The 14,003-nt window shown below is 56.4% G+C and carries 13 protein-coding genes and 1 tRNA gene; 9 read left to right on the plus strand and 5 right to left on the minus strand.

The window, feature by feature from the left end:
• Positions 1-2 precede the first annotated feature (2 nt).
• From K2184_RS20880 to yejF, 3 genes are read left to right on the plus strand one after another with little or no spacing between them, the layout of a single operon-like run.
• On the plus strand, positions 3-1,097 hold the full coding sequence (locus tag K2184_RS20880) for a microcin C ABC transporter permease YejB (RefSeq protein WP_163525728.1): 1,095 nt from the start codon (positions 3-5) through the stop codon (positions 1,095-1,097).
• Positions 1,097-2,122, plus strand: coding sequence for a microcin C ABC transporter permease (locus K2184_RS20885; protein ID WP_064344311.1), 1,026 nt, complete (start codon positions 1,097-1,099; stop codon positions 2,120-2,122). Before K2184_RS20880 ends, K2184_RS20885 begins: the two co-directional genes overlap by 1 nt.
• A 1-nt stretch (position 2,123) precedes the next feature.
• The gene (gene yejF / locus K2184_RS20890) at positions 2,124-3,713 is read left to right on the plus strand and encodes a microcin C ABC transporter ATP-binding protein YejF (protein WP_163525727.1); all 1,590 of its coding nucleotides are present in this window, start codon (positions 2,124-2,126) and stop codon (positions 3,711-3,713) included.
• A 3-nt stretch (positions 3,714-3,716) separates the two neighbouring features.
• Here the strand turns inward: yejF and K2184_RS20895 are convergent, their stop codons facing one another.
• The 3 genes from K2184_RS20895 to rsuA all read right to left on the minus strand — a co-directional run bounded on the left by K2184_RS20895 (position 3,717) and on the right by rsuA (position 6,304).
• A complete protein-coding gene (locus K2184_RS20895; protein WP_004103951.1) occupies positions 3,717-4,061 on the minus strand; it encodes a YejG family protein in 345 nt (114 codons plus the stop codon).
• 330 nt (positions 4,062-4,391) lie between these two features.
• Positions 4,392-5,588, minus strand: coding sequence for a Bcr/CflA family multidrug efflux MFS transporter (locus K2184_RS20900; RefSeq protein WP_004103952.1), 1,197 nt, complete (start codon positions 5,586-5,588; stop codon positions 4,392-4,394).
• Positions 5,585-6,304, minus strand: coding sequence for a 16S rRNA pseudouridine(516) synthase RsuA (rsuA, locus tag K2184_RS20905; RefSeq protein WP_004103953.1), 720 nt, complete (start codon positions 6,302-6,304; stop codon positions 5,585-5,587). Before rsuA ends, K2184_RS20900 begins: the two co-directional genes overlap by 4 nt.
• A 148-nt stretch (positions 6,305-6,452) precedes the next feature.
• Here rsuA and K2184_RS20910 point away from each other — a divergent pair, with 148 nt between their 5' ends.
• Positions 6,453-8,210 carry a DEAD/DEAH box helicase gene (locus K2184_RS20910; RefSeq protein ID WP_004103954.1) on the plus strand — a complete coding sequence of 586 codons (1,758 nt, stop codon included), beginning with the start codon at positions 6,453-6,455 and terminating at the stop codon, positions 8,208-8,210.
• Between the two features lie 137 nt (positions 8,211-8,347).
• On the plus strand, positions 8,348-8,632 hold the full coding sequence (rplY, locus tag K2184_RS20915) for a 50S ribosomal protein L25 (RefSeq protein ID WP_004114143.1): 285 nt from the start codon (positions 8,348-8,350) through the stop codon (positions 8,630-8,632).
• A gap of 61 nt (positions 8,633-8,693) precedes the next feature.
• Here rplY and K2184_RS20920 read toward each other — a convergent pair whose 3' ends face one another.
• Positions 8,694-9,287 carry an NUDIX domain-containing protein gene (locus K2184_RS20920; protein ID WP_163525726.1) on the minus strand — a complete coding sequence of 198 codons (594 nt, stop codon included), beginning with the start codon at positions 9,285-9,287 and terminating at the stop codon, positions 8,694-8,696.
• 80 nt (positions 9,288-9,367) lie between these two features.
• On the opposite strand from K2184_RS20920, the gene K2184_RS20925 reads away from it, so the two are divergent.
• Positions 9,368-10,126 carry a DeoR/GlpR family DNA-binding transcription regulator gene (locus K2184_RS20925; RefSeq protein ID WP_004103958.1) on the plus strand — a complete coding sequence of 253 codons (759 nt, stop codon included), beginning with the start codon at positions 9,368-9,370 and terminating at the stop codon, positions 10,124-10,126.
• A 49-nt stretch (positions 10,127-10,175) separates the two neighbouring features.
• Here the strand turns inward: K2184_RS20925 and yejK are convergent, their stop codons facing one another.
• Positions 10,176-11,183: a nucleoid-associated protein YejK gene (gene yejK, locus K2184_RS20930; protein ID WP_004114145.1), complete on the minus strand. Its 1,008-nt coding sequence runs from the start codon at positions 11,181-11,183 to the stop codon at positions 10,176-10,178.
• A gap of 178 nt (positions 11,184-11,361) precedes the next feature.
• Between yejK and K2184_RS20935 the strand changes: the two genes are divergently transcribed.
• The 3 genes from K2184_RS20935 (at position 11,362) to K2184_RS20945 (ending at position 13,523) form a co-directional block, all read left to right on the plus strand.
• Positions 11,362-11,589: a YejL family protein gene (locus tag K2184_RS20935; RefSeq protein ID WP_004133900.1), complete on the plus strand. Its 228-nt coding sequence runs from the start codon at positions 11,362-11,364 to the stop codon at positions 11,587-11,589.
• 19 nt (positions 11,590-11,608) lie between these two features.
• Positions 11,609-13,369, plus strand: coding sequence for an LPS biosynthesis-modulating metalloenzyme YejM (yejM, locus tag K2184_RS20940; protein WP_163525725.1), 1,761 nt, complete (start codon positions 11,609-11,611; stop codon positions 13,367-13,369).
• A 77-nt stretch (positions 13,370-13,446) separates the two neighbouring features.
• Positions 13,447-13,523, plus strand: a tRNA-Pro gene (locus tag K2184_RS20945).
• Positions 13,524-14,003: the final 480 nt, after the last annotated feature.

Genomic DNA, 14,003 nt, shown 5'->3' on the forward strand with positions numbered 1-14,003 from the left:
AGATGGGTGCATATCTGCTCCGCCGACTACTGCTCATCGTCCCCACCCTGTGGGCGATTATCACCATTAACTTTTTCATTGTGCAGATCGCTCCCGGCGGCCCGGTCGATCAAGCGATCGCGGCGATAGAGTTCGGCGATCGCGGCGCTCTGCCCGGAGCCGGAGACGGCGGGATGGCTGCCAGCCATGCGCGTACCGGCGTCAGCAACATCAGCGACGGCCACTATCGAGGTGGGCGCGGGCTGGACCCGGAAGTCATCGCCGAGATAACCCACCGCTACGGCTTTGATAAGCCTCTCCACGAGCGCTATTTTAAAATGCTCGGCGACTACCTGCGCTTTGATTTTGGCGACAGCCTGTTTCGCAGCTCATCGGTCGTGCAGCTGATCGGGGACAGCCTGCCGGTCTCTATCTCGCTGGGCTTGTGGAGCACGCTCATCATCTATCTGGTGTCGATCCCGCTGGGGATCCGCAAAGCGGTCAGCAACGGCAGCCATTTTGACGTCTGGAGCAGTACGCTGATTATTATCGGCTATGCGATCCCGGCCTTTCTGTTCGCCATTTTGTTGATCGTTATCTTTGCCGGCGGCAGCTATTTCGATCTCTTTCCGCTGCGCGGGCTGGTGTCAGCCAACTTCGACAGCCTGCCGTGGTATCAAAAAATCCTCGACTATCTCTGGCATATCACCCTACCGGTGCTGGCCACGGTGATCGGCGGTTTTGCCGCCCTCACCATGCTCACCAAAAACAGCTTTCTCGATGAAATTCGCAAGCAGTACGTCGTCACCGCCCGCGCAAAGGGCGTTAGCGAAAAGCAGATCCTGTGGGGCCACGTATTTCGCAACGCGATGCTGCTGGTGATCGCCGGTTTCCCGGCCACCTTTATCAGCATGTTTTTTACCGGCTCGCTGCTGATTGAAGTGATGTTCTCGCTGAACGGACTGGGGCTGCTGGGCTATGAAGCCACGGTATCTCGTGATTACCCGGTCATGTTCGGCACGCTGTATATTTTTACCCTGATTGGCCTGCTGCTGAATATCATCAGCGACATCAGCTATACGCTGGTCGATCCGCGTATCGATTTTGAGGGCCGCTAATGTCATTTTTCAGTCCCGTCAATCAGGCCCGCTGGGCGCGCTTTCGCCACAACCGCCGCGGCTACTGGTCGCTTTGGTTATTCTTGGTCATTTTCGCCTGCAGCCTGTGCGCCGAGCTGATTGCTAACGATAAACCGCTGCTGGTGCAGTACCGCGGCAGTCTCTACGTACCGTTATTAAAAAACTATAGCGAGAGCACCTTCGGCGGCCGCTTTGCTACTGCCGCCGACTATCAGGACCCGTGGCTGCAAAAACGGCTGGAGGATAACGGCTGGGCCCTGTGGGCGCCGGTTCGCTTCGGCGCAACGACCATTAATTTCGCCACCGAAACCCCCTTCCCTTCGCCGCCGTCAAGGCTGAACTGGCTGGGCACCGATGCCAACGGCGGCGACGTGCTGGCGCGTATTCTGTACGGCACGCGCATTTCCATTCTCTTTGGCCTGCTGCTGACCTTCTTCTCCAGCGTGCTGGGGGTGATGGCCGGCGCCGTTCAGGGATATTACGGCGGAAAGATTGACCTCTGGGGACAGCGCTTTATCGAGGTCTGGTCGGGGATGCCGACCCTGTTTCTGATTATCCTGCTTTCGAGCGTCGTGCAGGCCAATTTCTGGTGGCTGCTGGCCATTACCGTGCTGTTCGGCTGGATGACGCTGGTCGGGGTCGTCCGCGCCGAGTTTCTGCGCACCCGCAACTATGATTATATCCGCGCCGCGCAGGCGCTCGGCGTTAGCGATCGCGCCATTATTCTGCGCCATATGCTGCCTAACGCTATGGTCGCCACCCTGACCTTCCTGCCGTTTATTCTGTGCAGTTCGATTACGACTCTGACCTCGCTGGACTTCCTCGGCTTCGGCCTGCCGCTGGGCTCTCCTTCGCTGGGCGAGCTGCTGTTGCAGGGTAAAAATAATCTTCAGGCGCCGTGGCTGGGCATCGCCGCCTTTCTGTCGGTAGCACTCCTGCTGACGTTATTGATTTTTATCGGTGAAGCGGTTCGCGACGCTTTTGACCCAAGCAAGGCGGTGTAGCATGACGCAACCTCTGTTAGATATCGACAACCTTTCCATCGCCTTTCGCCAGCAGGGGGAAACCACCACCGTGGTCAGCGAGCTGTCGCTACGCATTGCGGTCGGTGAAACCCTGGCGCTGGTGGGCGAATCCGGCTCCGGTAAGAGCGTTTCCGCGCTGTCGATACTGCGGCTGCTGCCCTCGCCGCCGGTCTGCTACCCCGCAGGGGATATCCGCTTTCACGGCCAGTCGCTGCTACACGCCGATGAACATACGCTGCGCGGCGTGCGCGGCAACCGCATCGCGATCATTTTTCAGGAGCCGATGGTTTCACTCAATCCGCTGCATACCCTCGAAAAACAGCTCTACGAAGTGCTCTCTTTGCATCGCGGGATGCGTAAAGAAGCGGCGCGCGGAGAGATCCTCGACTGTCTGGATCGCGTTGGGATCCGCAATGCGCCGCGGCGTCTGGCCGACTACCCGCACCAGCTCTCCGGCGGCGAACGCCAGCGGGTAATGATCGCCATGGCGCTGTTGACTCGTCCGGAGCTGCTCATCGCCGACGAACCCACGACCGCGCTGGACGTGTCGGTACAGGCGCAAATCCTCGCGCTGCTGCGCGAACTCAAGCAAGAGTTAAATATGGGGCTGCTGTTTATCACCCATAACCTGAGCATCGTTCGTCAGCTTGCCGATCGCGTCGCGGTGATGCAGAACGGCCGATGCGTGGAGCAAAACGGCTGCCGGGCACTATTCTCCGCTGCCGAACACCCTTACACCCGCCGCCTGCTGGACAGCGAGCCGTCGGGCGATCCCGTGCCCCTCGCGCCGGATGCGCCAGAATTACTGCGGGCGGAAAACTTAAGTATCGCCTTTCCGATCCGCAAAGGGGTTCTGCGGCGGGTGGTCGATCATAATCGCGTGGTTAACGCCCTCAGCTTTCAATTGCGCGCGGGAGAAACGCTGGGTCTGGTCGGCGAATCCGGATCGGGCAAGAGTACTACAGGGCTGGCGCTGCTGCGCCTGATTCATTCTGAAGGCGCAATCGTCTTTGACGGCGAGACGCTCCAGGGGCGCAGCCGTCGGCAGATGCTGCCGCTGCGTCGACGCATGCAGGTAGTCTTTCAGGATCCCAACTCATCGCTAAACCCACGGCTTAACGTTCTGCAAATTATTGAAGAAGGATTACGCGTCCATCAGCCAACGCTCACGCCGGCCGAGCGAGAGCAGGCGGTGATTCAGGCGATGCAGGAGGTCGGTCTCGATCCGCAATCCCGGCATCGCTACCCTGCCGCTTTCTCCGGCGGACAGCGCCAGCGCATCGCTATCGCCAGGGCGCTGGTCGTCAAACCGCAGCTAATCGTGCTGGATGAGCCCACCTCTTCGTTGGATAAAACCGTGCAGGCGCAAATTCTGACGCTGCTGAAGGCGCTACAGCAAAAGCATCAGCTGGCCTATATTTTCATCAGCCATGATTTGCGCGTCGTGCGTGCGCTTTGTCATCAGGTAATGGTGCTGCGGCAGGGAGAGGTCGTCGAGCAGGGTGAGTGCGAACGCGTGTTTACCGCTCCGCAACAGGAGTATACCCGTCAGCTGCTGGCGTTAAGCTGACGGTCAGAATGGGTTGTTGCCGGAGAACGGTTCTGCAATCGCCACGCCGAAATTTTTCAGCCGGCAGGTTGCCGCGAATTCGTCCTGACGATTAACAAACAGGCACGGTTCGCCCTCGCATTCAACAACGGAACTGTCGACTTCGATGTCGCTCAGCGCCTGGCTGAGTTTATGCATAACCGGCCAGGCCTTATCGCCATCGGGGCTAAGTAATTTCAACGCCACAAGGCTATTTTCGCTCTGAGCGCCGTTTTGCGGAATCGGTTCAACTCTTGAACCTGCAAAACCGGCCAGCCAGCGATAGCTCTGCGGCAGACGGTGTACGATAGAGAGTTGCAGTGTATTCACGTGTTTTCCCCGGAAGCAAAATACTTCACAATAATTTTACAACAATACTAACACATTATTGACAATTAGTCCTGTTCCTGCACCGAAAACGCTTACACCAGCGGCATAGCCGTGTTAGTGGTTTGTAATATAAAAGTTTATAATTGTGCAGAGTGAACATCTTCGGGCTATATGTACCCGTTTCTGTGATCTAAAACAACTTTTTTATCGCAATAATGCGACTAATTGAGCGATTTGATTTTACATAAAAGAAACAAATTGCTGAACAGAGAAGCCGGTTTCGGTTGATATGTATCAAAAAAGGGGGCGATATCGCCCCCTGGAAGTCGCTTATCGTGCGGCTTTTCGCCGCCGACTGGCATAGAGGTAGAACAGAATAGAGCTGCTGGCGCAGAAGGCGATGGAAATCAGCATTGGCCAGGCCGTGGTAAAGGTCGCCATCGACAGCAGCGCGCCGACAATAGCGCCAATCCCAAAGCGGAACGTCCCAGCCAGCGAGGAGGCCGTCCCGGCCATATGCGGAAACTCATCGAGAATAACCGCCATCGCGTTGGAGGAGACCATCGAAACGCAGCCGATGAAAGCCGCCACGCCAAACACCAGCGCCCAGAAGCCGACGTCAAACAGCGCGCACACCACCATCCATACCGCCATCGCAAACTGGATCCACAGCCCCGCGCGGAACATATTCAGCGCCCCAACCCGCCGCACAAACCGGCTGTTGATCATGGTCATGACAAACAGGAAAACCACGTTCAGCGCAAAATAGTAGCCAAAGTGCTGCGGTGAAACGTGGTTGATATTGATATAGACAAACGGGCCAGCGCTCAGAAACGAGAACATCCCGGCAAAGCTAAATCCGCTTGCCAGCATATAGCTCAGCACGCGCTTATGGCGAAACAGGGTGGCGAAGTTGCCAAGCGTAGTGCGAATATGAAATTTCTGTCGCCGTTCCGGCGGCAGGGTTTCGCTAATGAAAAATGCGATCATCGCCGACGCTAACAGGGCCGCCAGCGCGAGGATCCAGAAGATCGCATGCCAGCTAAACCATACCAGCACCGCTCCGCCGACCATCGGCGCCACCAGCGGCGCAACGGTGGTGACCAGCATGACGAACGACATCATCCGCGAGAACTCTTCCTTGGGATAGATATCGCGCATCAGGGCGTTAATCACCACGCTTGCCGCTGCGGCTGCCAGGCCGTGGAAAAAGCGCATGGTAATCAGCATATCGATAGTCTGCGACAGCGCGCAGGCCACCGCCGCCGCGGCAAAAATGAGCGTCCCGCCTAGTATCACCGGTTTACGGCCAAGACTATCCGCCATCGGGCCATATAAAAGCTGGCCCAGCGCAAAGCCCAGAATATAGGTACTGAGCGTCATCTGCGCGCTGCCGTCCGGCACATTAAACTGGGCCGCAATCACCGGCAGCGCCGGAAGATACATATCAATCGACAGCGGCATTAACATGGCCAGCAGGCCAAGAATAAACACAATCCCTAATGAAGAATTCTGCTTTGCCGTCACGTTTTACTCCGCGCATGTTGGCCGCCGACGCTGGCGACTTCTTCTGCCGTCAGCGGACGATATTCACCCGGCGCCAGCGAAGCATCCAGCGCAATGTCGCCAATGCGTTCGCGATGCAGGCCAACCACATGATTCCCCACGGCGGCAAACATCCGCTTAACCTGATGGTAACGCCCTTCGCTAATGGTCAGGCGGACTTCGGTCGGTGTCACCACTTCCAGCACCGCAGGCCTGGTCAGCTCTTTCTCATTATGCAGCTGAACGCCTTTAGCAAACTGCCCGGCAGTGGAGTCATCAACCGGATTTTCCAGCGTCACCAGATAGGTTTTTTCGCAATGGTGGCGCGGAGACGTAATGCGGTGCGACCACTGACCATCGTCGGTCATCAGCACCAGACCGGTGGTGTCGATATCCAGACGACCGGCAGCATGCAGCTTGTGCGCCACCGGCTCATCGAGGAAATAGAGTACCGTCGGATGATCCGGATCGTCGGTAGAACAAACGTAACCCTGCGGCTTGTTGAGCATAAAGTAGCGCGGGCCGTTCTGCTGAACCAGCGTATTGCCGTCATACTCGACGTCATGCTCCGGCTGAAGCTTGAAGGAGGAGTCTTTTACAATTTCGCCGTCCACGGTAACGCGGCTGCCGCGGATTTCACGCCCGGCAATAGCCCGACTAACGCCAAGTTGCTGAGCGATAAACTTATCAAGTCGCATGAGATTTTTTTAGCCTGTACAAGTGCTGGAGCGGGCAACGCGCCCGAAAAAGAAGAATTTCATGGGGTAGTATAACGGGCTATTAACACCACTCAAGGGAAAAGATTCGTGGCATACTATTCGCGAGTTAATTAACCGCCATAAATTCATGACATTTACATTACGTCCCTACCAAAAAGAGGCGGTCGACGCCACGCTCGCCTGGTTTCGCCGCCATCATGAACCTGCCGCGATTGTCCTGCCAACAGGCGCAGGTAAAAGCCTGGTCATTGCTGAACTCGCACGCCTGGCGCGCGGTCGCGTGCTGGTGCTGGCGCACGTAAAAGAGCTGGTGGCGCAGAACCACGCCAAGTATTGCGCGCTCGGTCTGGAAGCGGATATTTTCGCCGCGGGCCTTAAACGGAAAGAGAGCCACGGTAAAGTGGTCTTTGGCAGCGTGCAGTCGGTAGCCCGTAACCTTGACCAGTTTCAGGGGGAGTTCTCGCTGCTGATCGTCGACGAGTGTCACCGCATCGGCGACGATAATGACAGCCAGTATCAGCAGATTATCAGCCACCTTCAGCAGGTCAATCCGCATCTGCGCCTGCTGGGGCTGACCGCAACGCCGTTTCGCCTGGGTAAAGGTTGGATTTATCAGTTTCACTATCACGGCATGGTGCGCGGTGATGAAAAAGCGCTGTTTCGCGACTGCATTTATGAACTGCCGCTGCGCTATATGATTAAGAATGGCTACCTGACGCCGCCGGAGCGGCTGGACATGCCGGTGGTTCAATACGACTTCAGCCGTTTACAGGCGCAAAGTAACGGCCTGTTCAGCGAAGCCGATCTGAATCACGAGCTGAAAAAGCAGCAGCGCGTCACGCCGCATATCGTCAGCCAAATCGTTGAATTCGCCGAAACGCGCAAAGGGGTGATGATTTTCGCCGCCACCGTTGAACACGCCCGTGAAGTGACCGGGTTGCTTCCGCAGGGCGAGGCGGCTCTTATCACCGGTGAAACGCCGGGGCCGGAGCGCGATCGCATCATCGAAGCGTTTAAAGCGCAGCAGTACCGCTATCTGGTTAACGTCGCGGTGTTGACGACCGGCTTTGATGCGCCGCATGTCGATCTGATCGCCATCCTGCGCCCGACCGAGTCGGTGAGCCTTTACCAACAGATCGTCGGCCGTGGCCTGCGCCTGGCGCCGGGTAAAACTGACTGCCTGATTCTCGATTACGCCGGCAATCCGCACGACCTTTATGCCCCTGAAGTGGGAACGCCGAAAGGAAAAAGCGACAACGTACCGGTCCAGGTTTTTTGTCCGGCATGCGGTTTCGCCAATACCTTCTGGGGAAAAACCACCGCTGACGGCACGCTGATTGAACACTTTGGCCGCCGCTGCCAGGGCTGGTTTGAGGATGACGAAGGCCATCGTGAACAGTGCGATTTTCGTTTTCGCTTTAAAAACTGCCCGCAGTGTAACGCGGAAAACGATATTGCCGCCCGCCGCTGCCGCGAGTGCGATACCATTCTGGTCGACCCCGATGACATGCTGAAAGCCGCGCTGAAGCTCAAAGATGCGCTGGTGCTGCGCTGTAGCGGTATGGTTCTTCAGCACGGTGCGGATGACAAAGGCGCCTGGTTAAAAATCACCTATTACGATGAAGATGGCGCGGATGTTAGTGAGCGCTTCCGCCTGCATACGCCCGCCCAGCGTACCGCCTTTGAGCAGCTCTTTATCCGACCGCATACCCGAACGCCGGGCGTGCCGCTGCGCTGGATAACGCCTGCCGATATCCTCGCCCAGCAGGCGCTTCTGCGCCACCCGGACTTTGTCGTTGCCCGCATGAAGGGGCAATACTGGCAGGTCCGGGAGAAAGTGTTTGATTATCAGGGGCGATTCCGCCGGGCCAACGAACTGCGCTAATCGTCCTCAGGACTGAGGTTTTGGTTGCTGCAAAAACGCAGGGCGGCTATAATGCCGCCCGCTTTTGCATTCGCGAAGCAGATAATCTGCCTGCTGCTGGGTCGCCTGTAGCAGGATTTATATATAGAGAGACATCAATGTTTACTATCAACGCAGAAGTACGTAAAGAGCAGGGTAAGGGTGCGAGCCGCCGCCTGCGTGCAGCTAACAAATTCCCGGCCATCATCTATGGCGGCGAAGCTGCGCCAGTAGCAATCGAACTGGATCACGACAAAGTGTGGAACATGCAGACCAATGCAGAGTTCTACAACGAAGTTCTGACCATCGTTGTTGATGGCAAAGAAGAGAAAGTTAAAGCTCAGGCTGTTCAGCGTCACCCGTTCAAGCCGAAGCTGACCCACATCGACTTCGTTCGCGCTTAATCGCTCGCTGAAAGTTGTATGGCAAACGCCCCGCTCCGCAAGGTTCGGGGCGTTTTGTTTATTAGGCGAGTAGCGTTGAGGCATTCAGCTCGAGATGCTGCAACAGCATAATCGTTTTCGCATCGACGATTTCTCCTTCGCGAATAGCCTGCAGCGCTTTTTCCAGCGGCCACTCCAGCACTTCGATATCTTCTCCCTCCGTCGCCAGGCCGCCACCGTCGCTGCGCCGATCGTCGGCAGAGTATTCAGCGATGAAAAAGTAAAGCTTCTCCGTCACCGAACCGGGACTCATGTAAGCGGTAAATACCGGCTCGATCCGGGTGACGCGAAAACCGGTCTCTTCTTCGGCCTCGGCAACGATGCGTTCTTCCGGAGAAGCGTCATCCAGCAGTCCTGCGGCGGCTTCGATCAAAAACCCATCATGACCGTTAATCCATACCGGAAAGCGAAACTGACGGACCAGCACTACCGTTTGCTTTTCACGATTGTAGAGCAGGATCACCGCGCCGTTGCCGCGATCGTAAGCTTCCCGACTCTGCTCCTGCCAGCGCCCGTCACGGCGCAGTAGTTCAAAGGTATATTTCTTGAGCGTGTACCAGTTGTCCGATAATAGCGTTTCGCGGATATGGCGAACGCGCGGTGCGTCAGCGTGCATGTTTTTCCCCTTTTAGGTGACAGCGAGCAACATAACATGCATAATCGTGCACAAACAAGATCACTCATGAAGGTATTTTGATGCTTGCCAGCCAGAGAAAACAGCAGATTTTGCAGATCCTCGCTGAGGAAAAACAGGTGATGTCAGGCGATCTTAGCCAGCGCTTCAGCGTCTCAGAAGACTCTATTCGCCGGGATCTGCGGGAGCTGGCAGCGGAAGGCAAACTGCAGCGCGTGCACGGCGGGGCGCTGCCGGTATCCGAAGCTATCGCGCCTATTGAAACAAGAAAGAACGTGCAGATGGCCTCAAAGCTAACTATTGCCCAGCGCGCGGTTGAGCTTATTCAGCCCGGTCAGGTGGTGATTATCGACGGAGGCACGACTACCGGAGAGATGGTGCGCCTGCTGCCCGATAACCTCGCGTGTACCGTGGTCACCCATAGCCCGGGAATTGCCGTCGCGCTGGTGGAGAAACCGCTTATCGAGGTGATTTTGATCGGCGGCCGGTTGTTTAAGCATTCGGTGGTCAGCGTCGGGGCCGCGGCCCTTGAAAGCATTTCCCGCATCAATGCCGATCTGTTTTTCATGGGCGTTACCGGCGTGCACCCGCGGGCGGGATTAACCACCGGTGATTATGAAGAAGCGGGCATCAAGCGCGCGCTTGCGGCACGGGCAGCCGAAACGGTGGTGATGGCGTCGCAAGAAAAGCTGAACTCCGCTTCGGCCTTTGCTATCGGCGAGCTGGGGGGCGTCAGTACGCTGATCGTGGATACGACTCTCGACGAGGCGCTGCGACAGCAGCTAACCCTGAATGGGGTGGAAATCCTCTACGCGCTGTAGGGCAGGTCTGACGCTAAAAAAATCCCGACTCACGTCGGGATTTTGCATTTTAATTTCCGCCAGAAGTGCGGCGCTGCAGCTGATCGCGCAGATTCGGCGGCGTGCCTTTAATGGTTAAGGTATCCGTAGCCGGATCCCAGAACACCCGCTCGCCCAGCAGCATAGCGTCAAAGTTGATAGTTAACCCGCCGCCGCTGCCGGCAAACTTGGTTAACTGACGCAAAGTGCTGCGATCCGCCGGGAAGCTCTCTTCCAGCTCGTAACCTTGCTCGGCGGTAAATTCCTGGAAGGTCTTCTCGCTGACGCCAGCCAGCTCTTTGGACAGCGATTCCAGTTCGATTTCCTCACCGGCCTGCAGCTGTTCGTTGCAGTAGCTGTATACCTGCTGACGTACGTTCTGACGTTCAGATTTGTCCAGCTGCGCATCGGCGGCGAAATCATCCAGCGCCTGCAGCAGGCCGCGATTTTGCGCTTTCGCATTCAGCCCTTCGCTGGCGCCGAGGAAGTCCATGAAGAAATCCGCCACTTTGCGCCCTACCCGCCCCTTCAGGAAGGTCAAATAGCGCGTTGACTCCGGGTTGGTTTCCCATTCGGTTAAATCAATACGCGCCACGATGTCAGCGTGATTGATATCCAGATAATGGGTAGAGCTGATATCCAGCTCTTCGTTGACGCGCATGCTGCTTAAGTTATTCAGCACCGCCACCATCAGGTATTCCACCGCCAGATAGCGATACTGGCAAAACAGCACGATCCCGCCTTCAGCAAAAGGGTATTTTGCCAGTTCGTCACGCAGGCGCCCGGTAGCGGCGCGGCTGAACGGCAGGAACTCTTCTTCGCCTTTACGCTGCCCGCGCAGCGCCTGCGCCAGCTCGCTCTCTTCAGTAAACAGGCCATAGGCTTTATTTTTTGCGCTGTAGACACGATGCAGCTCAGCCATCATCTCAACAACCGTCGCCGTCGGCTCCAGCAACGATTCGCGCAGCACCAGTTCCAGATTTTGTTCATCACGTTTGATTAACTGATGCAGGGCAATCTGGTCGATATCCAGACTCATGTTAAACTCTCCTTTTAGACCGGGCGGTATTCAACCACCGCCGGGGCGACGACGCAACCGCCGCGTGACTCTTTGCGAGCGAAGCCGCGCGCTTTTGCGTCGTGGCGAAAAAATGCGGAAAAAAAGCTTCTGCTACGGTAATATGTTGCCCTTTCACGAACAAACAGATTTTGAGTTTATGCCGCAATTATCCCGCTATAGCGATGAACACGTCGAACAGCTGCTCAGCGAGCTGACGAGCGTTCTGGAAACACATAAAGCGCCCGTTGACCTTTCACTGATGGTATTGGGCAATATGGTGACTAACCTGATTAACAGTAGCGTCGCGCCGGCGCAGCGTCAGGCCATCGCCCGTTCTTTTGCCCAGGCGCTGCAGTCATCTATCAACGACGATCCAGCGCACTAAGGATAACGAACAACAGTATATGGTGACTCTTCGTCAGCCCTACCGAGAAAAAGTCTCCCAGATGGTCAGCTGGGGACACTGGTTCGCCCTTTTCAACATGTTGTTGGCTATGGCGCTCGGCAGTCGCTATCTGTTTGTCGCCGACTGGCCAACGACGCTTGCCGGGCGCCTTTTTTCGTACGTCAGCCTCGTTGGTCACTTCAGCTTCCTGGTCTTTACCAGCTATGTGCTGATTCTTTTCCCGCTAACGTTTATCGTTGTCTCTCAGCGCTTAATGCGCTTTATCTCGGTGGTTCTCGCGACCATCGGCATGACGCTGCTGTTGATCGACAGCGAAGTATTCACCCGTTTCCACCTGCATCTTAATCCCTTTGTCTGGGAACTGGTCATTAACCCCGATCAGAACGAGATGGCGCGCGACTGGCAGCTGATGTTTATCAGCGTCCCGATCATCTTCCTTCTGGAAATGCTCTTTGCGACCTGGAGCTGGCAGAAACTGCGCAGCCTGACGCGCCGCCGCCACTATGCCCGGCCCGTTGCGTGGTTCTTCTTTATTTCTTTTATCAGTAGCCACCTGGTCTATATCTGGGCGGATGCCAATTTCTATCGCCCGATAACCATGCAGCGGGCCAATCTGCCGCTTTCCTATCCAATGACGGCGCGCCGTTTTCTGGAAAAACACGGCCTGCTCGACGCGCAGGACTATCAGCGCCGTCTGGTAGAACAAGGCGCGCCGGAAGCCGTTTCGGTGCAGTACCCGCTTAGCGAACTGCGTTACCGCGATCTCGGTACCGGTTATAACGTGCTGCTGATTACCGTCGATAATCTTAACTACTCGCGCTTTCAGCAAAACATGCCAGCGCTGACCGGCTTCGCGAAAGAAAACGTTAACTTTACCCAGCATATGAGCTCCGGTAACACTGCCGACAGCGGCATGTTTGGCCTGTTCTATGGTATTTCGCCGAGCTATATGGACGGCGTCCTGTCAGCGCGTATCCCCGCAGCGCTGATTACGTCGCTGAATCAGCAGGGCTACCAGTTGGGCCTGTTCTCTTCTGACGGTTTTAGCAGCCCGCTGTACCGCCAGGCGCTGCTGTCCGATTTCTCGCTGCCGGCGGCGAAAGCGCAAAGCGACGAGCAGACGGCAAACCAGTGGATAAACTGGCTGGACCGCTACGCCCAGGACGAAAACCGCTGGTTCTCATGGGTTGCGCTCAACGGCACCGCTCTGGATAACGGGCAGCAGCAAAACTTTGTCCGGCGCTACGCCAGCGCCGCTGGCGCGGTCGATACGCAAATTGGTCGCGTGCTGAATGCGCTGCGCGAAGCGGGCAAGCTGGACAACACGGTAGTTATCGTGACGGCGGGCCACGGTATGCCGCTGAACCCACAGCATGACGCGTTTGGCTGGTCGCGCGAAGAGCTTCAGGTTCCGTTGGTGATCCATTGGCCTGGCACCCCGGCCCAGGAGATCGCTACGCTGACCGATAATAAAGACGTGATGACGACGCTGATGCAGCGCTTACTTCACGTCTCCACACCGGCGAATGAGTATTCGCAAGGTGAAGACCTGTTTAGCGCCGCCCGCCGCCGCGCCTGGGTTACCGCAGCCAATAGCGATACGCTGGCTATTACCACGCCGAAGGTTACCGTCGTGCTCAATCACAACGGTACCTACAGAACATGGAACAGCGACGGCGAGAAAATTAAAGATCAAAAACCGCAGCTCAGCTTGCTGCTGCAGGTGCTGACCGATGAAAAACGCTTTATCGCTAACTGATTGATTATTTATAAATCAATCAGTCATTTCCCGGCTTGCATTCGCCCGGGGAACGGGTAATATTGTTCCCCACAAATCGGCACGTAGCGCAGCCTGGTAGCGCACCGTCATGGGGTGTCGGGGGTCGGAGGTTCAAATCCTCTCGTGCCGACCAAATAATCCCAGTAAAACCAGCCTTTTAAGGCTGGTTTTTTTATGCCTGTTTTTCGAGCGGGGTGAAATTGGGGTGTTTCGTTCAGCGCAGAGGCTTACAGATACTGCCGCCGTTTCAGATAGCGAACAAGCCCCCTGCTACCGGACATACATTCGTGGCATCGCGCTCCGGGCATCTGCTGAAAGATTTTCGACATATCAAGCCGATCGTTTCCCGTCAGGATGTAAATGCAGTGACGCGCCAGTTGAGAGAATGCGCTGCACGTTGTCCAGTATCGGCAGACCTGGCTGATGACTTCTTCTTTCTTTTTTATTTCTGTCCAGCGTCAGGCGCTACGATCGTGGCCGCCGCCGGGTTCATTATTCACTCACCTTCCCCGCGTCATATTCCTCTTCATCCGTGCGGCCGGCTGCCGGGACACCGGCGCTGAATATCTGCGCCGGCAGCCTGAAGTTGCGCAGTTTCAGCAGCGCCAGCGGA

Origin of the sequence: Klebsiella sp. K5-306 (assembly GCF_051835185.1) — a bacterium.
Classification (GTDB): domain Bacteria; phylum Pseudomonadota; class Gammaproteobacteria; order Enterobacterales; family Enterobacteriaceae; genus Klebsiella; species Klebsiella oxytoca.

Bases quoted from the DNA above. Each gene is read 5' to 3' on its own strand.
- K2184_RS20880 (WP_163525728.1), top strand. From the start codon at position 3: ATGGGTGCATATCTGCTCCGCCGACTACTGCTCATCGTCCCCACCCTG.
- K2184_RS20885 (WP_064344311.1), top strand. From the start codon at position 1,097: ATGTCATTTTTCAGTCCCGTCAATCAGGCCCGCTGGGCGCGCTTTCGC.
- yejF (WP_163525727.1), top strand. From the start codon at position 2,124: ATGACGCAACCTCTGTTAGATATCGACAACCTTTCCATCGCCTTTCGC.
- rsuA (WP_004103953.1), bottom strand. From the start codon at position 6,304: ATGCGACTTGATAAGTTTATCGCTCAGCAACTTGGCGTTAGTCGGGCT.
- K2184_RS20910 (WP_004103954.1), top strand. From the start codon at position 6,453: ATGACATTTACATTACGTCCCTACCAAAAAGAGGCGGTCGACGCCACG.
- rplY (WP_004114143.1), top strand. From the start codon at position 8,348: ATGTTTACTATCAACGCAGAAGTACGTAAAGAGCAGGGTAAGGGTGCG.
- K2184_RS20920 (WP_163525726.1), bottom strand. From the start codon at position 9,287: ATGCACGCTGACGCACCGCGCGTTCGCCATATCCGCGAAACGCTATTA.
- K2184_RS20925 (WP_004103958.1), top strand. From the start codon at position 9,368: ATGCTTGCCAGCCAGAGAAAACAGCAGATTTTGCAGATCCTCGCTGAG.
- yejK (WP_004114145.1), bottom strand. From the start codon at position 11,183: ATGAGTCTGGATATCGACCAGATTGCCCTGCATCAGTTAATCAAACGT.
- K2184_RS20935 (WP_004133900.1), top strand. From the start codon at position 11,362: ATGCCGCAATTATCCCGCTATAGCGATGAACACGTCGAACAGCTGCTC.
- yejM (WP_163525725.1), top strand. From the start codon at position 11,609: ATGGTGACTCTTCGTCAGCCCTACCGAGAAAAAGTCTCCCAGATGGTC.